Genomic DNA, 18,378 nt, shown 5'->3' on the forward strand with positions numbered 1-18,378 from the left:
CTGCGCGGACCCTTGACGAGAGATTGGTCTGTACCTACGGTCTCCGCTGAACGCCCGGTTCATAAGGGCGCTCTGTGTTCACATACCCGAACGGAGCCGCTGTGCGCAGAACCGCATTCCTTGTGACCGTCACCGCCCTCCTCCTCGGCACCCTCACGGTCCCCGCGACGACCGCCCACCGCGCCGAGGCCGCACCCGCCACCTTCGTCCACCCGGGCGTCACCGTCTCCCGGGCCCAACTCGACTTCGCCCGCCGCCAGGTCGACGCCGGCGCCCAGCCCTGGAAGGGCGCCTTCGACCGGATGCTGGCGAGCAAGTACGCCGACCTGAACCGCGTCCCGCGACCCCGCGCGATCGTCGAGTGCGGGTCCTACTCCAACCCCAACTACGGCTGCACCGACGAGCGCGAGGACGCCCTCGCCGCCTACACCCACGCCCTCGCCTGGTACGTCACGCGGGACGAACGGCACGCCCGCAAGTCGATCGAGCTGATGGACGCCTGGTCGGCCGTCATCCGGGACCACACCAACAGCAACGCGCCCCTGCAGACCGGCTGGGCCGGTTCCTCCTGGCCGAGGGCCGCCGAAATCATCAAGCACGCGTACACCGGCACCTGGGCGAACTCCGGCCGCTTCGCCACCATGCTCCGGGACGTCTACCTGCCCGAGATCATCAACGGCTCGAACTCCAACGGCAACTGGGAGCTGTCGATGATGGAGGCCGCCATCGGCATCTCCGTCTTCCTGGAGGACAGGACGTCGTACGACAAGGCCATGGCGCGCTTCCGGACCCGCACCGCCGCCTACGTCTACCTGGCCTCCGACGGAGCGCTGCCGAAGACCGTGCCGAGCCAGAACCTCAACACCCGCGAGAAGATCGTCGCCTACTGGCAGGGCCAGTCCACCTTCGTCACCGGACTCAGCCAGGAGACCTGCCGCGACTTCGCCCACACCGGATACGGGCTCTCGGCCATCTCGCACGTCGCCGAGACCAGCCGGATCCAGGGGCAGGACCTGTACGGCACCGACGTCGGCGAGCGGCTGCGGCACGCCCTCGGCTTCCACGCCAAGTACCAGCTCGGCACCGCCGCCCCGGACTGGCTGTGCGGCGGCTCCCTCGTACTCGGGCTCGGCCCGGTCACCGAGGTCGGGTACAACGCGCTGCACAACCGCCTGGGCATCGCCATGACGAACACGCAGACCCTGACCCTGCAGAACCGCCCGGCGGGCACCAACAACCTCTTCGTCGCCTGGGAGACGCTGACACACGGGGACAACACGGCGTGAACCGATCGGGGGGTCTCGTCCGATGAACGGGTGAGCAGGGGAGCGACGAACGAGTGAGAGGGAGGGATCATGCACCGGTCGATCCGCGACGCGTGCACGGGGACACAGAACGGGCGGCCGGCGGCGACGGCACGCGGCTACGGTCCTGTGGGTGTGCCCCGGTACGCTTCTGATATGAGTGCTGTCCCTCGTTCCGAAAAGCCGGCGAGCCGGTTCCGGCGCATGCTCGACCGGCTCTCCTCCTCGCAGGAGGACCTGGAGTCCGAGGAACTGCGGGAGGACGCGGAAACCGCCGGTTGCACCCGGATCGGAGACTGCCAGGACCGGCAGATAGTGACGGTTACTGGTACCTTGCGCACGGTCACCCTGCGGCCGCGCGCCGGAGTCCCGGCCCTGGAGGCCGAGCTGTTCGACGGCTCCGCCGCGCTGGACGTGGTGTGGCTGGGCCGGCGCTCCATAGTCGGGATAGAGCCGGGGCGCAGGCTCATCGCATCGGGCCGGATCTCGATGAGCCGGGGCCGCCGGGTGCTGTTCAACCCCAAGTACGAACTGAGACCCCTCGGTAGGGAGTAGCCGGTGACGTCGCTCGACAAGCCGACCGAAGACACTCAGCAGGACAACGCCCGGACGGTGACGGAGGCCGCGCTGTTCGAGGCGTTCGGCGGAGTGCGGGGCATGGTCGAGACGGTGCTGCCCGGCCTGCTCTTCGTCACCATCTACACGATCAACAAAGACCTGCACATGTCAGCGATCGCCGCGCTCGCGGTGTCGCTGGTCCTGGTCGTGGTCCGCCTGGCCATGAAGGACACCGTGAAGCACGCCTTCAGCGGTGTCTTCGGCGTCGCCTTCGGTGTCGTGTTCGCGATGATGACCGGCAACGCGAAGGACTTCTACCTGCCCGGCATGCTCTACACGCTGGGGCTGGCGCTGGCGTACATCATCACGACCCTGTGCGGGGTGCCGCTGCTCGGGCTCATCCTCGGACCGGTCTTCAAGGAGAACCTCTCCTGGCGGACCCGCAACCCCGGGCGCAAGAAGGCGTATGCCAAGGCCAGTTGGGCCTGGGGGCTCATCCTGCTCGGCAAGTGCGCGATTCTGTTCCCGCTGTACTGGTGGGCCGACACGACGCAGTTGGGCTGGGTGCTGGTCGCGCTGAAGATCCCGCCGTTCCTGCTGGCCGTGTGGCTGACCTGGGTGTTCCTGGCGAAGGCGCCCGCGCCGATCGACGTCTTCGCTGAGATGGAGGCGGAGGAGCGGGCGGCTGCGGAGAAGGACGCGGCCGCGAAGGAGGGCGCGGAGGCCGGCGGGCGCCACCGCCGGGAGTCGTAGACGTCCGGAGTCGTACGCCCCGGCGCTCGTGCGGGCGCGGAGGGCTCCGCACCCGCCGCCCGTCGCCTTCCCGTCCCCGGGGACTGCCGCCTCCGTAGGGCTTCGGGCCGCGCGACCATCTACGCGCCCGCACACCCGGCACCCGCGGTACCCGGCGGCCCCCGCTTCGGCCTCGGGCGGGCCTCGAACCAGAACGCCGGACGGGCTGAGTTCGGTCAGCTCGTCCGGCGTCGGTCAGTCCGGGGCGGTCATCAGCCGCCCGTGTCGCCCCGCCGCACCGACAGCAGGTCCTCGAGCTGCTCCTCCCGTGCCTGCGCGGCCACGAAGAGGAGCTCGTCGCCGGCTTCCAGGGAGTCCTCGCGGGACGGCGTCAGGACGCGGTTGCCGCGGATGATGGTGACGAGGGAGGTGTCCTCGGGCCACTCGACGTCACCGACCTGGGTGCCGGCCAGGGCCGACTCCTCGGGGAGGGTCAGTTCGACGAGGTTGGCGTCGCCGTGGCTGAAGCGCAGCAGGCGGACCAGGTCGCCGACGCTCACGGCCTCCTCGACCAGGGCCGACATCAGGCGCGGGGTCGAGACCGCGACGTCCACGCCCCACGCCTCGTTGAACAGCCACTCGTTCTTGGGATTGTTGACGCGGGCGACGACGCGCGGGACGCCGTACTCCGTCTTCGCCAGCAGGGACACGACCAGGTTGACCTTGTCGTCGCCCGTCGCGGCGATCACGACGTTGCAGCGCTGGAGCGCCGCCTCGTCCAGGGACGTGATCTCGCAGGCGTCGGCCAGCAGCCACTCCGCCTGCGGGACGCGCTCGACCGAGATGGCGGTCGGCGCCTTGTCGACGAGCAGGACCTCGTGGCCGTTCTCCAGCAGCTCGCCCGCGATCGAGCGGCCTACGGCACCGGCTCCGGCAATGGCGACCCTCATCAGTGACCGCCCTCCTTCGGGCCCTCGGCGAACGACGCCTCCACCTTCTCGACCTCGTCGGTGCGCATCATCACGTGGACCAGGTCGCCCTCCTGCAAGACCGTCTGCGAGGTGGGCAGAATGGCCTCGCCGAGGCGGGTGAGGAACGCCACACGGACGCCCGTCTCCTCCTGCAGCTTGCTGATCTTGTGACCGACCCACGAGGACGAGGCGTGCACCTCGGCGAGCTGGACACCCCCGGTGGGGTCCGTCCACAGGGGCTCGGCGCCCGACGGGAGCAACCGGCGCAGCATCTGGTCGGCCGTCCAGCGGACCGTGGCCACCGTCGGAATGCCCAGACGCTGGTAGACCTCGGCGCGGCGGGGGTCGTAGATGCGGGCCGCGACGTTCTCGATGCCGAACATCTCGCGGGCGACGCGGGCGGCGATGATGTTGGAGTTGTCGCCGCTGGAGACGGCGGCGAAGGCGCCGGCTTCCTCGATACCCGCCTCGCGCAGGGTGTCCTGGTCGAAGCCGACCCCGGTGACCCGGCGGCCGCCGAACGTGGAGCCAAGACGTCGGAAGGCGGTGGGGTCCTGGTCGATCACCGCGACCGTGTGCCCCTGTTGCTCCAGGGTCTGGGCGAGAGCGGAACCCACTCTGCCGCAGCCCATGATGACGATGTGCACGACCGTCCTTCCGAGGTCAAGTGTTGCTGACTTGGCTTTAATAGGGTCTCAGACCGCCGACCAAGCTACACAGGCGCGGTCAGCGCCGGGCACCCCCGTGCACGGTTTGCCCGGGTCAGCGACGGCTGATGCTCTGAAGGCTGAAGAAGACGAGGACGCCGAGGCCGACCAGGCTGCCGGCGGCGCCGATCAACTCCGCGGTCGTGTGCATGGAACCTCCGAAGGGGTGCGGGCGACGGGGGATTGTCATATAGGCATGGCGGCCGACGCGGCCATGGAATCCGCAGCCGCGCCGTGGCTGATTTCACCCGTGAGGCAGACGCGGCACGTCGACACCGGGCCGACGCCGGGGGAGGGTGGGCGGCCCCGTGTTCGAAGGCCTACGATCCTCTGTTGTGTCCAAACTGACCGACGTGCCCAAACGGATCCTGATCGGGCGCGCACTGCGCAGTGATCGGCTCGGAGAAACGCTCCTGCCGAAGCGCATCGCCCTACCCGTCTTCGCATCCGACCCGCTTTCCTCCGTGGCCTACGCGCCCGGGGAGGTGTTGCTGGTCCTGTCCATCGCGGGTGTGTCGGCCTACCACTTCAGCCCGTGGATCGCGATCGCGGTCGTCGTCCTGATGTTCACCGTGGTCGCCTCCTACCGACAGAACGTCCACGCCTACCCCAGCGGCGGCGGCGACTACGAGGTGGCCAACACCAACCTCGGCGCCAAGGCGGGCCTCACCGTCGCCAGCGCGCTGCTCGTCGACTACGTCCTGACCGTCGCCGTCTCCATCTCCTCCGGCATCGAGAACCTCGGCTCCGCGGTCCCGTTCGTCGTCGAGCACAAGGTGGCCTGCGCCGTCACCGTCGTCGTCCTGCTGACGGTGATGAACCTGCGCGGCGTCAAGGAGTCCGGCAAGCTCTTCGCGATCCCGACGTACGTGTTCGTCGCCGGCGTCTTCATCATGATCGCGTGGGGCGCCTTCCGCGGACTGGTCCTGAACGACACCATGCGGGCACCGACGGCCGACCTCACGATCAAGCCGGAGCACCAGGGCCTGGCCGGCTTCGCCCTGCTCTTCCTCCTGCTGCGCGCCTTCTCCTCCGGCTGCGCCGCGCTCACCGGCGTGGAGGCCATCTCCAACGGCGTGCCGGCCTTCCGCAAGCCCAAGTCGAGGAACGCGGCGACCACGCTCGCGATGATGGGCCTGCTGGCCGTCACCATGTTCTGCGGCATCATCGTCCTGGCCCTGGTCACCGACGTCCGCATGGCCGAACACCCGGCCGCCGACCTGCTGAGCAACGGCGTCGCCGTCGGCTCCGACTACGTCCAGAACCCGGTGATCACCCAGGTCGCCGAGGCCGTCTTCGGCAGGGGCAGCCTCCTCTTCATCGTGCTCGCGGCGGCGACCGCCCTGGTGCTGTTCCTCGCGGCGAACACCGCCTACAACGGCTTCCCGGTGCTCGGCTCGATCCTCGCGCAGGACCGCTACCTCCCGCGCCAGCTGCACACCCGCGGCGACCGCCTGGCGTTCTCCAACGGCATCGTGCTGCTGGCCGGCGCGGCGACCCTGCTGATCGTCGTCTACGGCGCCGACTCCACGCGCCTGATCCAGCTCTACATCGTCGGCGTCTTCGTCTCCTTCACGCTCAGCCAGACCGGCATGGTCCGCCACTGGAACCGCCACCTGGCGATCGAGACCGACCCCGCCAAGCGCCGCCACATGGTCCGCTCCCGCGCGATCAACGCCTTCGGTGCGTTCTTCACCGGTCTGGTCCTGGTCGTCGTCCTCGTCACCAAGTTCACCCATGGCGCCTGGGTCGCCCTGCTCGGCATGGTGATCTTCTACGCGACCATGACCGCGATCCGCCGCCACTACGACGGAGTGGCCGCGGAACTCGTCGCTCCGGACGGACCCAGCGATGACAGTGTCCGCCCCTCGCGCGTCCACTCCGTGCTGCTCATCTCCAAGATCCACCGCCCGACGCTGCGCGCCCTGGCCTACGCCAAGCTGATGCGCTCCGACACCCTGGAGGCGCTCACCGTCAACGTGGACCCGACGGAGACCAGGGCGCTGCGCCAGGAGTGGGAACGGCGCGGCATCGACGTACCGCTGAAGGTCCTCGACTCCCCCTACCGGGAGGTCACGCGGCCGGTCATCGAGTACGTCAAGAGCCTGCGCCGGGAGTCGCCGCGCGACGCGGTGTCGGTGATCATCCCCGAGTACGTGGTCGGCCACTGGTACGAGCACCTGCTGCACAACCAGAGCGCGCTGCGGCTGAAGGGCCGGCTGCTCTTCACTCCGGGTGTGATGGTGACCTCGGTGCCGTACCAGCTGCAGTCCTCCGAGGTGGCGAAGAACCGGGCCCGCAAGCGCCAGGACTGGAGCGCCCCCGGTTCGGTGCGGCGCGGTCCCGCGACGGAGGACCGGGCGAAGGAGCCGTCGGGCTCGGGGGCCTCGGGGGCCTCGGGGGCCACGGGCTCCGAGGCGCAGCGGTCCTCGGACTCACCGGGTTCGTCGGGTACCTAGGGTTCTCTGGTCCCCGGATCCCGAAGTTCACAGGTGTCCTGGGTCCCGGGGCCGACCGGCGGGTGGTGAACGGCCGGACGACAGCGACGTAGACTGGTGGGCTGTTGTCCGGCCGTTCCTCGTTCCGACGTAGTGGAGTCACCCCGCCATGCAGGCAGAACCGAACAAGTCGCAGGCGGACTCGCTGGTGGGCGAGGAGTACGAGGTCGAGATCGGCCCCGTCGCCCACGGCGGCCACTGCATCGCCCGTACGGACTCCGGCCAGGTGCTGTTCGTCCGGCACGCACTGCCCGGCGAGCGGGTCGTGGCCCGGGTGACCGAGGGCGAGGAGGGCGCCCGCTTCCTGCGCGCGGACGCCGTGGAGATCCTCTCCGCCTCCAAGGACCGGGTCGAGGCGCCCTGTCCCTTCTCCGGTCCCGGCCGCTGCGGTGGCTGCGACTGGCAGCACGCCAAGCCCGGACCCCAGCGCCGCATGAAGGGCGAGGTGATCGCCGAGCAGCTGCGCCGGCTCGCGGGCCTCACCCCGGAGGAGGCCGGCTGGGACGGCACGGTGATGCCGGCCGAGGGCGACAAGGTTCCGGCGGGCCAGGTTCCGCAGTGGCGCACGCGCGTGCAGTACGCGGTGGACCCCGGGACGGGCCGGGCGGGCCTGCGCCGGCACCGTTCGCACGAGGTCGAGCCGATCGACCACTGCATGATCGCCGCGGAGGGCGTCAGCGAGCTGGGCGTCGAGAAGCGGGACTGGAGCGGCATGGCGTCCATCGAGGCGATCGCGGCGACGGGTTCGCAGGACCGCCAGGTCATCCTCACGCCCCGGCCGGGCGCGCGCCTGCCGATCGTGGAGCTGGACAGGCCGGTGTCGGTGATGCGGGTCGGGGAGAAGGACGGCGGGGTCCACCGTGTCCATGGACGCCCCTTCGTCCGCGAGCGCGCGGACGGCCGTACGTACCGCGTCGGCAACGGCGGCTTCTGGCAGGTCCACCCGAAGGCGGCGGACACCCTGGTCACCGCGGTCATGCAGGGCCTGCTGCCCCGCAAGGGCGAGACGGCGCTGGACCTGTACTGCGGGGTGGGCCTGTTCGCGGGCGCGCTGGCCGACCGGCTCGGCGAGAAGGGCGCGGTGCTCGGCATCGAGTCCGGCAAGCGGGCCGTCGAAGACGCCCGCCACAACCTCGCGGACTTCGACCGGGTGCGGATCGAGCAGGGCAAGGTCGAGAACGTGCTGCCGAGGACGGGCATCACCGAGGTCGACCTCGTCGTCCTGGACCCGCCGAGGGCGGGCGCGGGACGGAAGACGGTCGAGCACCTGGCCTCCCTGGGCCCCCGAAGGATCGCGTACGTGGCCTGCGACCCTGCGGCGCTGGCGCGCGACCTGGGGTACTTCCGGGACGGGGGGTACCGGGTGCGGACGCTGCGGGCGTTCGATCTGTTCCCGATGACGCATCATGTGGAGTGCGTGGCGATTCTCGAGCCCGCCGCAAAGGCGCTCTGAGCTGCGATTTTCCTCCGTCGCTCAGGTGCGTCCGGGTGTGCCCGACCTGTCTTCGGAAATGCACGACGTGGCGTGCGTCGCACGCTGGTGAACGCCATCCGACCTGGCGTCCCAAGGGCCGCGTCGGGGTGGCGGTGCGGGCTTTCCTTCTTCCGGCACGAAGGGAAGCCGACCGTCTTGACGCTCGGTCGACACTCTGAACAACGGCCACCCGCAGCATGAGCAGTTCCCGGTACTCCAGCTCGAGGCTGAAGTCGGCGCGGACTCTGCGCAGCAATCCGTTCCGATCTGTTGCGCGGGAAACTCCTCAGCAGTAACCGGTCGATGCCGATCAGTTCGCTGTTGGGTCGACGGCCTCCCGCATGCCCCCAGCAGTGCAGGCGGGGGAGCCTTTCCTCGGCGGTGTACGACTCAGGGGTCAACTCAGGCTTACACCGGCAGTGAGTGCGGGGCGGTCAACGCTTGAGATCCATTTCCTCGATGCGGGTCTGTACGGTCCGGCCGCTCTCCCACGCGTTGGCGCCCGGGACCACTTCCGGCATGGGGATGTCCGCCCGGTTCTGCCGCTTGCGGGACGTGGAGACGCCCAGCCTGTCGTCCCGGGCCTGGATCATCTCGTCCGCGGCCTGCCCGTCCTCGGTGAAGCCCATCATCAGCTGCGGGATGCCGTAGGGGAAGTCGTCGCGGTCGTACTGCCAGGTGTGGAACGTCTTGCCGTAGGTGCTCACGAGGTCCTCGAAGTAGGCGTGTTCGGCCAGGTCGGGGATGCCGGGGGCGGTGAGGCTTCCGGACTTCACCTCGTAGTGGTGGCTGTGCCACAGCCGTTTCTCGTCCTCGGGCAGGGCGCGGAACCGCTCCTCGCTGATGATGTACTCGATGCCGATCAGCCGGGCGTCGGGGGCGTTGCGGTCGAAGATCACACACTGGTGCAGGTCGTGCCGGAGGTGGATGCAGAAGTGCGTGGCCTCCACCTGCCGGCCCATGTCGTCGGCGTACATGTGGAAGCCGTTGAGGTAGGTGCTCATCGCGTCGAGCGGGTACTTCGGCTGCATCGCGCCGGCGGCCAGGTCGAGTGCGCGGTGCTTGAGCGGGTGTCCCTTGCCGATCTTGCTGATCGTGGCCGCCTTGCGGCCGAACAGGAGACCGGCCGCGGCCGTCACGCCTGCCGCGACACCGATCCCGACGGACGCGGCCGGCCCTCGGCCGGAACCGCGCGAGCGGTGCGTGCCGTGTATGGATGCCATGGGCGGCGAGTGCCCTGCGCCCGGTGGCCGTAACGGGCCGCAGCGGGTGCTTCGAGGTGAAACCGAGGCGGCCGTACGGCGACTCCTGAGCGTGCGCGGACGAGGACGGACCAGAAAGCGGGAACGGGTTGCTCGGAGAACCCGACTACCTGGTCCGCGTGGTCACGGCCGACCTGCCGTCCCACCAGCACCTCGGCGCACCCGGTCCGAGCACACCCCGGCGCCGTCGAGAAGAGGCCGCGGACGTTGCCTGCGGCCCATGAGTGACGCCACCCCGGTAGCCCCGGCCACCCACGCGAAGCCTTTGACCTGCTCACCGCCGGGAACCGGCGCTTCGCCGCCGCCACCCCTCAGCACCCCAACCAGGACGCCGTCCGTCGCGCCGGCACGGCATTCGCCCAGCACCCGCACGCCGTGCTGCTCGGGTGCTCCGACTCCCGGCTGGCCGCCGAGATCATCTTCGACCAGGGGCTGGGAGACCTGTTCGTCGTACGCACCGCCGGGCACGCTGTGGGACCGGAGGTCCTCGGCAGCATCGAGTACGGGGTGAGTGTGCTGGGGTGTCCGCTCGTCGTGGTCCTCGGGCATGACGAGCGCGGTGCCGTCGCGGCGACCCGTGCCGCTGTGAAGGACGGTACGACCGCACGCGGCTACCTGCGGGACGTCATCGAGCGGGTGACCCCCAGTGTGCTGGCCGCCCAGGCCGCCGGTGTGAGCGAAGACGACGGGTTCATCGCCACGCACGTCCGCCACACCGTCGACCTCGTCATGGAACGCTCCCAGGAACTGGCCGACCAGGTCGCCTCCGGACGCACGGCAGTGGTCGGCCTGACCTACCGCCTGGCCGAGGGCACTGTACGGACGGTCACCTCCCGCGGCCTGGACCTGCCGCCGGACGAGACCACAGCGCCCGGCATCGCATCGGCACCCGACAACCGATGACGCGCACGTCCCCGCCCCCCGAGCCCGACCTGACCGTCGACGGCACCGGCCTGCTCTGCGTCACCCTCCTGCTCCGCCTGCGCAGACAGATCGACGGCGCGCCGCCGGGCACCGTCGTCCACGTCATCGCCACCGACCCCGCGGCGCCGCTCGACCTGCCCGCGTGGTGCCACATGACCGGCCACACCTACCTCGGCCCCGTCCCTGGCGAACGGCCGGTGTACGCCCTGGAGCTCACCGCCGGTGCGCGGGCCACCCGCGCGGACGCGCCCTGGCACCCGCTCCGACAGGGGCTGGAGCAGCCGGAGCAGCGGGAGCAGCAGGCGCAGCCTCGGAGCCGGTGACGCGTTGTGCCGCCCCGGTGGGCGAACCGTCGGGGGAGCCGTGTCGGCGCACAGCCGAGGCCGGCGGCCGTCAGGGGGTGCGGAAGCCTCGGAACGTCACCTGCCTGCGGGTCTTGAATCCGAGCCGCTCGTACAACGCGATCGCGCCGGTGTTCGTCTCGGCCACATGCAGGAAGGGGCGTTCGCCGCGGGCCACGATACGGGCCGCGAGCGCACTGACAAGGCGGGCGGCGTGGCCCTGCCCGCGTGCGTCGGGAGCGGTGCAGACGGCGCTGATCTCGGTCCATCCCGGAGGGCACAGGCGCTCTCCGGCCATCGCCACCAGGGTGCCGTCCACCCGCACACCCAGGTAGGTGCCGAGTTCGTGGGTGCGCGGCCAGAAAGGCCCCGGCTCGGTCAGGGCGACGAGATCGAGCATCTCGGGAACGCTGTCCGCGCCCAGTTCGATCACCCCGGTGCCGGACTCGGAGCCCGCCGCGCGGGCCATGAGGCCGCTGCCCGGCGCACGTCCGACCCCCGCCGTACCTCGTGCCCGGGCGACCCGGCGTGGGTGCGCGGCTTCACCACGGGAAGCCGCGCCCCGCCCCGCACGCGGGCGCCGCCGACCCGGCAGCCCGCGCGTCAGCCCGGGAAACGGCCCGTCGACCGGAGCTGCCAGCGCCGCTCGGCGTACGCCAGGTCGTCCCGCCACAGCCGGCCGGCCGCCGCGCGGACGAGGGGCCGCAGCAGCGGCGCGGCCCGGCGGGCGGCGGCGAAGCCCCTGCGGTCCGAGGCGGCGACCACCGCCTCGACGACGGCCGTGCGGGGACGGCCGAGGGCGTCCGTGCCGAGCGGGGTGGCATGGGTCTCCACCACGGAGCCCACGCCCTCGCCCTCGGTGATGCGCATGACGACCGTGCGGGGCTCGGGCGCCGTGAACACGGCCCGGACCGGGACGACCAGCCGACCCGCCACCTTGAAGGACACGTCGACGGTGAGGGCGTCCGTGCCGCCGTCCGCCGTGCCGGGCGCGTCCACCACCGCCAGGTCGACGAAGGAGTACGGGTGGAACCATGCCCCGTGCCACGGGTCGAGCCGGTTGGCCACCACGTCCTCGGGTTCGCAGGCGCCCTCGCCGGTCCATACGGCGGCCAGGGCGCGCGCGGCCTCGGGACGGCGCGGTACGACCGGCTCGTCCAGCGGCTCCTCACCGCCGACCGTGTCCAGCCGCACCCACACCAGCACCCCGTCGTCGTGCACCGGCAGCGGCGACCAGCCCGCGTACGGCCTGCCGTCCAGGGCGAGACCGTGCCAGTGGCACACCAGAGTGCCGCAGCGCACCGGACTGTCCCGCAGCGGCGCTCCCAGGTGCGGACAGATGCCGGGCCCGCCGGCGAGGCGGCCGTCGGGGCCGGGCCACACCACGACCTCCTGCCCCGCCACGGTCCGCGCCAGCTTGCCGTCCCCCCGAAGAGCACCGGAAGCGCCGACGACGTACCAGTTCCCGGACGGGCGGGCCTGCGCCCGCTTCAACGCCTGGGCGATCACCGCGGGCCGCGCCTCGCGCCAGGTGGGCCGCTGGCGCTCCCAGGGCACGGCGCCGCGGCGCAGCGACAGCGGCAGGCGACGGCCGTTCACGAAACCTCCTCGGCGGAGCGCACGGCCGCCGCGCGGGAGGGCGCGGCGGCGGGCAGCGGGTGGGACAGGGACGGGCCGGTCGGGCCGACCGGGCCGGTCGGCGGGGCAGGGCGGACGCGGGCCCGCAGCCGGGCCGCCGCCACGCGGGTGAGCCCGTGGGCGGCGACGAGTGCCCGGCGCCGCCGCGGCACCACCGACCGGCGGTGGAGCGCGGTGTAGCCGTCGCGGGCGACGGCGTCCAGGATGCCGCCGTACAGCACGGCCGCGGTGCGGACGCAGGGCCGCGCCACCGGGTCGAGCAGCGCGATGCCGGGCACGGCCGCCCGGTACACGCCGCGGTTCAGCGCCTCGAACTCCCTGAGCGCGGCGGTGATCCGGCGGTCCGGGTGTCCGGTGGCCCGGCTCCACAGCAGCAGCTCCCGGTCCACGCCGTGCGCGGCGAGCAGGTCGGCGGGCAGGTACACGCGCCCCCGGTCCAGGTCCTCGCCGACGTCCCGCAGGAAGTTGCTCATCTGGAAGGCCTCGCCCAGCGCCGCCGCGTACGGCGCGGCCTCCTCCCGGGGCACCACCGTGCCCAGCACCGGCAGCATCTCCAGCCCGATCACCGCGGCCGACCCGTGCATGTAGCCGCGCAGATCGGCGTAGGTGGGGTAGTCGCTCACCACCAGGTCGGCGCGCATCGCGGTCATGAAGTCCCGGAAGTGGGCGTGGTCGATGGCGTAGCGGCGGGCGGTGTCGGCGAGCGCGCGCACCACCGGCTCGTCGCCGCCGCCCCACCGCAACCCCTCCTCCAGCTCGCCCCGGAGCCGGGCCAGCGCCCGCATCCGCAGCTCCGGTCCGGCGCCCGGACCGGGGGAGTCGACGATGTCGTCGGCCCAGCGGGCGAAGCCGTACAACGCGTGCACAGCGGGCCGGCGCTCGACCGGCAGCAGCCGAGTGGCCAGGAAGTAGGTCCTGCCGTGCCGGGCGTTGAGGGCGCGGCAGTGCCGGTAGGCCGCGCGCAGGGCCGGATCGGTGATCCCGGCCGCGTCGAGCTCTCGGTCGGTCATCCGGATGTGCCTCCGTTCGCGGCGTCGGCCGTGCGGTCGGTGGGACGAGCCGGGGACGGGCGCGGGCCGGACGGGGAGCCGGCCGTCGCCGTGCCGCCCCTCCGGGCGAGCGCGGACGTACGCGCCCCGGTGCGCCCGCGTACGGGCACGCCGGCCACACGGGCCGCGGCCAGCTTTCCCGACAGCAGGACGGTCGGCACGCCGACGCCGGGTGTGGTGCCGCAGCCGGCCAGGACGGCGTTCTCCGTGCCGCGCACCAGGTTGCGCGGCCGGAACGGGCCGGTCTGGGCGAAGGTGTGGGCGGCGGAGAACGGTGTCCCGGCGGCGTGCCCCTGCGCGTGCCAGTCGGCCGGGGTGACCAGGCACTCCTCCTCGACGGCGGCCCCGAGGCCGTCGAGTCCGCGCCGCTGGAGCTCCCGCAGGAGGATGTCACGGTAACGGGGGCCGAGATCGGACCAGGCCGCGGCGTCCGGGCCGATGTCGGTGTTGGGGCAGGGGGCGAGGATGTAGTGCAGATGACGGCCCGGCGGCGCCAGACCGGGATCCGTGGCGGTGGGACGGGTGATGAGCAGCGACGGATCGCTCATCAGCCGCCCGGCACGGGTGAGTTCGTCGAACGTGCCGCGCCAGGCCGCGCCGAAGGAGATCGTGTGGTGGGCCAGGTGGGGCCAGGTGCGGTCCGTGCCGGCGTGCAGCACCACCGCGGAGGGGGAGTGGCGCAGCCGCAGCGGCCGGCGCGGGCGGCGGCCGAGGAGCCGGTAGGCGACGGGCAGGTCCGGGGTGAGGACCACCGCGTCGCACCGGACGCGGCCGGTGTCGGTGACGACGGCCGTGATCCGCGCCCCGCTCCGCTCCAGCCGGGCCACGCGCTCGCCGAACCGCAGCTCGGCGCCCGCCTCGGCGGCGGCGTCCGCCATGGCCCGCGGCAGGGCGTGCATGCCGCCGCGCGGGAAGTACACGCCGGCGACGGTGTCCATGTACGCGATGACCGCGTACGCGGCCAGCGCCCGCTCCGGGGGCACACCGGCGTACAGGGCCTGGAAGGAGAACACCCGGCGCAGCCGCTCGTCCCGCAGGAAGCGGCCGATCCTCGCGTCGAGGCGGCCGAATCCGCCGAGCGCGGCCAGCCGGGCGAGATCGGCGTTGAGCAGGCCGAGCGGCGAGTCGAAGTTGGCGTCGATGAACCGGCGCATCTGCGCCCGGTACAGCCGCTCCAGCCAGTCGCGCAGCCGACGGTAGCCCGCGGCCTCCGCCGACCCGGCGAACCGCTGCACCTCCGCGGCCATCGCGTCCGCGTCGGTGTGCACGTCGAGCCTGCTGCCGTCCGCGAAACACGCCCGGTACGCCGGGTGCAGCGGAACCAGGCCGACGCGGCGGTACAGGCTGTCGCCGACGGCGGCGAACGCCTCGTCGGCCAGCTCCGGCATGGTCAGCACGGTGGGGCCGGTGTCGATCCGGTAGCCGCCGAGGTCGAGGCGCCCGGCCCGTCCTCCGGGCAGCTCCTCGCGTTCGACGACGGTGACGCGGCGTCCGGCGCCCAGCAGGTGCAGGGCCGCCGACAGCCCGGCGAGTCCGGCGCCGACGACCACCACGTGGTCCGTGCGGCCGGGCAGGGTCCGTGTCATCGGCCGGCCCCCTCGGCACCGCCGGGCCTCGCGGCGCACGGACCGGACACGGGGCGCAGGCGGGCGGTGGTGTCCGCGCCCGGTCGCGTCCCGGCCGCCGCGAGCAGCAGCCGGCGCAGTTCGCCCCCGCCCTCGGGGTCGAGCAGGGCGCCGTCGAAGTGCCGCAGTCCCTGCGCGGCAAGGCGGTCGATCCTGGCTTCCACGGTGGCGCGCGCCCCCGTCGCGACCAGTACCTCCCGCACCTCCGCCAGACCGTCCTCGGTGAGCGAGGCGTCACCGAGGCGACGGTCCAGCACGGCCAGCGCTGCCCGGTCACCGGCCGTCTCGGCCCGTGCCCGGGCCACCGCGACCAGATAGGTCGCCTTGCCCTCGCGGATGTCGCCGCCGCACGCCTTGCCGGTCTCGCGCGGGTCGCCGAAGACGTCGTCCAGGTCGTCCCGCAGCTGGAACGCCATGCCGACACACCGGCCCGCGTCGCACAGCCGCCGCAGTGTCGCGTCGTCCGCGCCCGCCACGGCGGCACCCAGGGCAAGGGGCCGCTCCACCGAGTACAGGGCGCTCTTCAGGCAGGCGGCGCGCAGCGCGCGGGGCAGCGACCGCGCGTCGGTGACCTGGCCCTGTACGTCCAGGTACTGGCCCGCCACCATCTCGGTGCGCATGTCGCTCCACAGCCGCCGCACCACCACCGAGGCCCACTCGGCCATGGGCGTCTGTGCCACCAGGTCGTCCGCCCAGGCCAAGGCCAGGTCGCCGGCGAGGATCGCGGCCGACTGCCCGAACCGCTCGGCCCGTTCGCGTCCCACCCGGCCGGCGTGGCGAGCGGCCACCTCCGCGTGCAGCGCGGGCCGGCCGCGCCGCAGCACCGCCCGGTCCATGACGTCGTCGTGCACGAGAGCGCAGGTCTGGAGCAGTTCCAGGGCGGCACCGACCCGCAGGGCCGCCGCAGCGGCCGCCGGGTCAAGGCCGGCGCAGGCCCGCGACGCCCACCACACCAGTCGCGCGCGTGTCCGCTTGCCGCCCCGCAGGGTGAAGCGCGTCACCCGTTCGGCCAGTTCCTCGGCGAACAACCCGTCCGCCATCCGGGCGCGGTGCAGACGCTCCGCCAGCACGTGGTCGAGCATCCGGCCGACGGCCCCGGGCACGTCGGCGTCGACCTCGCGCACCTCGCAAGGCCCCCAGGCGGGAGGCGCACCGCTCGCCCGGTGCCACGACCGCGCCGTTCCGGGGCCCGCACCGTCGTCGGCCGCGGGCAGGCACGGCAGGGCCGCCACGGACGCCTCCCCCGCGCACGCCTCCGCCGCGCACGCATCGGCCACGGACGCCTCAGCGACGGCGACCAGGCGCGGTGGCGCGGTCGCGGGGTGATCCTTCGCGTGGGTGGGACGCATCCCGGTTCCCTCCGTAGTGTCCGTCGTTCCCGTCACCCGTCTGCTTCGGCGCGGGCGGCGCGGACGGATGCGTGAACGCACGCGGCATCCCGGGACGCGCCCGCCTCCACGCTGCCGTGTCCGGGGCGCGTGCGCTCGCCGACCGGGGGGTGCCCTGCATCCGACGGGGTACACAAGCCGGAATACGGAGCCGGGACGTCCAGTAACGGGAAACACCGAGGAGCCCGTGACCGCCGTAGGACCTCCCACCGCCGTACGACCTCCCGCCCGCCGCCCGGCCGGGCGTACGCGGAGTCGAGGCGTACGCGGAGTCGAGGCGTACGCGGACCGGGCGTACGCGAAACAGGGGCGTACGCGCATCGAGGAAGGAGAACGCCGTGCTGGAGTGGGACGTGGCCGTCGTCGGGGCGGGTGCCGCGGGGCTGTCTCTGGCGCACCGGCTCGCCGGTCACGCACCCGGCCTGCGGACACCGTCGGTGGTGCTCGTCGACGCGCCTCCCGGCCCGCTGCGACCGCCTCCGCGCACCTGGTGCCACTGGGCGGCGGGGCCGGGCCGGTTCGACGCGGCGGTGAGCGCCGAGTGGCGCCGCCTGCGGGTGCGCCCGCGCAGCGTCGCTCCCGGCGGAGGCGTCGTCGGCGGCACCGTCGAGAGGGACATCGCCCCGCTGCGGTACCGGATGATCCGATCCGACGACTTCGAGCGCCTGGTCCTGGGTGACCTGGCCGGCAGCCCCAACGTCCGGCGCCTGGAAGCGACCGTCGAAACGGTGCGGGACGTGCCCGGCGGCGCCCACGTGCACCTCAGGGACGCCGACGGAAGGGCGCGTGTGCTGAGCGCCCGCTGGGTGTTCGACTCACGCCCGCCGGGCAGCCTGCCGGCCGCCCGCACCCTGCTGCTCCAGCACTTCCACGGCTGGTTCGTGCGCACCGCCCGGCCCGTCTTCGACCCGGACGCCGTCGAGCTGATGGACTTCCGCACCCCGCAGCCCGCCCACGGCCTGTCCTTCGGCTACGTGCTGCCGCTCGGCCCGTGCGAGGCGCTCGTGGAGTACACCGAGTTCTCCGCTCGCACCCTCGCACCGGACGGCTACGAGGCCGCCGTACGGCACTACGCCGACGAGGTGCTGCGGCTCGGCGAACGGCAGATCGTGGCCACCGAGACCGGCGTCATCCCGATGACCGACGCGCCGATCCCCCGCCAGATGGGGGCCTCCGTCTTCCGTATCGGCGCCGCCGGCGGCGCCACCCGGCCCGCCACGGGCTACACCTTCGCCGGAGTCCAGCGCCAGACCCGGGCCGTCGCCGACGCCCTGCGCCGCGGGCGCCGCCCGCTGCCGCCCGCCGTGCACTCGGCGCGCTCCCGCGCCATGGACGCCGTCCTGCTGCGTGCCCTGGACAGCGGCCGGGCCGACGGCCCGGAGCTCTTCTCCCGCCTGTTCGCCAGGGTGCCCGTGGCGCGGCTTCTCCGCTTCCTCGACGGGGACACCCGCCTCCACGAGGATCTGTCGATCGGCCTGCGTCTCCCCGCCGTGCCGATGCTGCGCTCCGCCCTGGAACTGCCCCGCCTGCCCCGCCGCCCCCGCGACCTGCCCACCGCACCGCGCTCCTCGGCGCACCCGGCCGACTCGCCGCATCCGGCGGCTGGTCCCGCCGTGTCGCCTCCCGGCGCGGCCGGACCCGCCGCCCCGCCGGGTCCTCCGGCCGACCAGGGAGTTGCGCCGGCACCGGGGGCTCCGCCCGTTCCGTCGGCGCACCCGCCCGGCCCGCCGCGTCCGGCGGCATCCGGGTCGGCCCCGACTGGCCCGCGGTCGTCCGGGCCCGCTGCGACCGTTCCGCCGTCCTCCGGCCCCGCCCCGACTGGCCCGCGGTCGTCCGGGCCCGCTGCGACCGTTCCGCCGTCCTCCGGCCCCGCCCCGACTGGCCCGCGGTCGTCCGGGCCCGCTGCG

15 protein-coding genes and 1 pseudogene are annotated in these 18,378 nt (G+C 73.0%); 8 read left to right on the top strand and 8 right to left on the bottom strand.

The genetic code is table 11. From position 1 onward, the window contains the following. Window positions 1-101: 101 nt before the first annotated feature. From ACIHAR_RS25710 to ACIHAR_RS25720, 3 genes are all read left to right on the top strand, one after another. On the top strand, window positions 102-1,286 hold the full coding sequence (locus tag ACIHAR_RS25710) for an alginate lyase family protein (protein WP_400022101.1): 1,185 nt from the start codon (window positions 102-104) through the stop codon (window positions 1,284-1,286). Window positions 1,287-1,460: 174 nt separating this feature from the next. After that, the gene (locus tag ACIHAR_RS25715; RefSeq protein WP_365458747.1) at window positions 1,461-1,859 is read left to right on the top strand and encodes an OB-fold nucleic acid binding domain-containing protein; all 399 of its coding nucleotides are present in this window, start codon (window positions 1,461-1,463) and stop codon (window positions 1,857-1,859) included. 3 nt (window positions 1,860-1,862) lie between these two features. Further along, entirely contained in the window at window positions 1,863-2,615 is a 753-nt protein-coding gene (locus tag ACIHAR_RS25720; RefSeq protein WP_365458744.1) for a DUF3159 domain-containing protein, read from the top strand. 251 nt (window positions 2,616-2,866) lie between these two features. On the opposite strand, the gene ACIHAR_RS25725 is transcribed toward ACIHAR_RS25720, so the two are convergent. Both ACIHAR_RS25725 and ACIHAR_RS25730 read right to left on the bottom strand, forming a co-directional pair. After that, on the bottom strand, window positions 2,867-3,544 hold the full coding sequence (locus tag ACIHAR_RS25725; protein ID WP_365458741.1) for a TrkA family potassium uptake protein: 678 nt from the start codon (window positions 3,542-3,544) through the stop codon (window positions 2,867-2,869). After that, window positions 3,544-4,212, bottom strand: coding sequence for a TrkA family potassium uptake protein (locus tag ACIHAR_RS25730; RefSeq protein WP_365458738.1), 669 nt, complete (start codon window positions 4,210-4,212; stop codon window positions 3,544-3,546). The genes ACIHAR_RS25725 and ACIHAR_RS25730 overlap by 1 nt, the downstream gene beginning before the upstream one ends. A 395-nt stretch (window positions 4,213-4,607) precedes the next feature. On the opposite strand from ACIHAR_RS25730, the gene ACIHAR_RS25735 reads away from it, so the two are divergent. Both ACIHAR_RS25735 and ACIHAR_RS25740 read left to right on the top strand, forming a co-directional pair. Beyond that, entirely contained in the window at window positions 4,608-6,731 is a 2,124-nt protein-coding gene (locus tag ACIHAR_RS25735; protein ID WP_400022104.1) for an APC family permease, read from the top strand. A 148-nt stretch (window positions 6,732-6,879) separates the two neighbouring features. Beyond that, entirely contained in the window at window positions 6,880-8,223 is a 1,344-nt protein-coding gene (locus tag ACIHAR_RS25740) for a class I SAM-dependent RNA methyltransferase (RefSeq protein WP_400022105.1), read from the top strand. Between the two features lie 455 nt (window positions 8,224-8,678). Here ACIHAR_RS25740 and ACIHAR_RS25745 read toward each other — a convergent pair whose 3' ends face one another. Then, on the bottom strand, window positions 8,679-9,467 hold the full coding sequence (locus ACIHAR_RS25745; RefSeq protein ID WP_365458669.1) for an OBAP family protein: 789 nt from the start codon (window positions 9,465-9,467) through the stop codon (window positions 8,679-8,681). 309 nt (window positions 9,468-9,776) lie between these two features. On the opposite strand from ACIHAR_RS25745, the gene ACIHAR_RS25750 reads away from it, so the two are divergent. Next, window positions 9,777-10,409, top strand: a complete 633-nt coding sequence (locus tag ACIHAR_RS25750; protein ID WP_400022141.1) for a carbonic anhydrase — start codon at window positions 9,777-9,779, stop codon at window positions 10,407-10,409. Continuing rightward, window positions 10,406-10,753: a sulfurtransferase TusA family protein gene (locus ACIHAR_RS25755; protein WP_365458664.1), complete on the top strand. Its 348-nt coding sequence runs from the start codon at window positions 10,406-10,408 to the stop codon at window positions 10,751-10,753. The genes ACIHAR_RS25750 and ACIHAR_RS25755 overlap by 4 nt, the downstream gene beginning before the upstream one ends. Window positions 10,754-10,823: 70 nt before the next feature. Here ACIHAR_RS25755 and ACIHAR_RS25760 read toward each other — a convergent pair whose 3' ends face one another. From ACIHAR_RS25760 to ACIHAR_RS25780, 5 genes are read right to left on the bottom strand one after another with little or no spacing between them, the layout of a single operon-like run. Continuing rightward, window positions 10,824-11,444 (bottom strand): GNAT family N-acetyltransferase, encoded by a 621-nt coding sequence (locus ACIHAR_RS25760; RefSeq protein WP_400022108.1) that lies wholly within the window; start codon window positions 11,442-11,444, stop codon window positions 10,824-10,826. Next, entirely contained in the window at window positions 11,375-12,370 is a 996-nt protein-coding gene (locus ACIHAR_RS25765; protein WP_365458661.1) for a DUF5914 domain-containing protein, read from the bottom strand. Before ACIHAR_RS25765 ends, ACIHAR_RS25760 begins: the two co-directional genes overlap by 70 nt. Continuing rightward, window positions 12,367-13,419: a phytoene/squalene synthase family protein gene (locus tag ACIHAR_RS25770; RefSeq protein WP_400022110.1), complete on the bottom strand. Its 1,053-nt coding sequence runs from the start codon at window positions 13,417-13,419 to the stop codon at window positions 12,367-12,369. The genes ACIHAR_RS25765 and ACIHAR_RS25770 overlap by 4 nt, the downstream gene beginning before the upstream one ends. After that, window positions 13,416-15,044 (bottom strand): phytoene desaturase family protein, encoded by a 1,629-nt coding sequence (gene crtI / locus ACIHAR_RS25775; RefSeq protein WP_400022112.1) that lies wholly within the window; start codon window positions 15,042-15,044, stop codon window positions 13,416-13,418. Before crtI ends, ACIHAR_RS25770 begins: the two co-directional genes overlap by 4 nt. Beyond that, window positions 15,041-16,432, bottom strand: coding sequence for a polyprenyl synthetase family protein (locus tag ACIHAR_RS25780; protein ID WP_400022114.1), 1,392 nt, complete (start codon window positions 16,430-16,432; stop codon window positions 15,041-15,043). Before ACIHAR_RS25780 ends, crtI begins: the two co-directional genes overlap by 4 nt. A 377-nt stretch (window positions 16,433-16,809) precedes the next feature. Between ACIHAR_RS25780 and ACIHAR_RS25785 the strand changes: the two are divergent. After that, window positions 16,810-18,024 (top strand): annotated as a pseudogene (locus tag ACIHAR_RS25785) (lycopene cyclase family protein); the annotation flags it as partial. Window positions 18,025-18,378: the final 354 nt, after the last annotated feature.

Origin of the sequence: Streptomyces sp. NPDC052016 (assembly GCF_044548445.1) — a bacterium.
GTDB lineage: Bacteria > Actinomycetota > Actinomycetes > Streptomycetales > Streptomycetaceae > Streptomyces.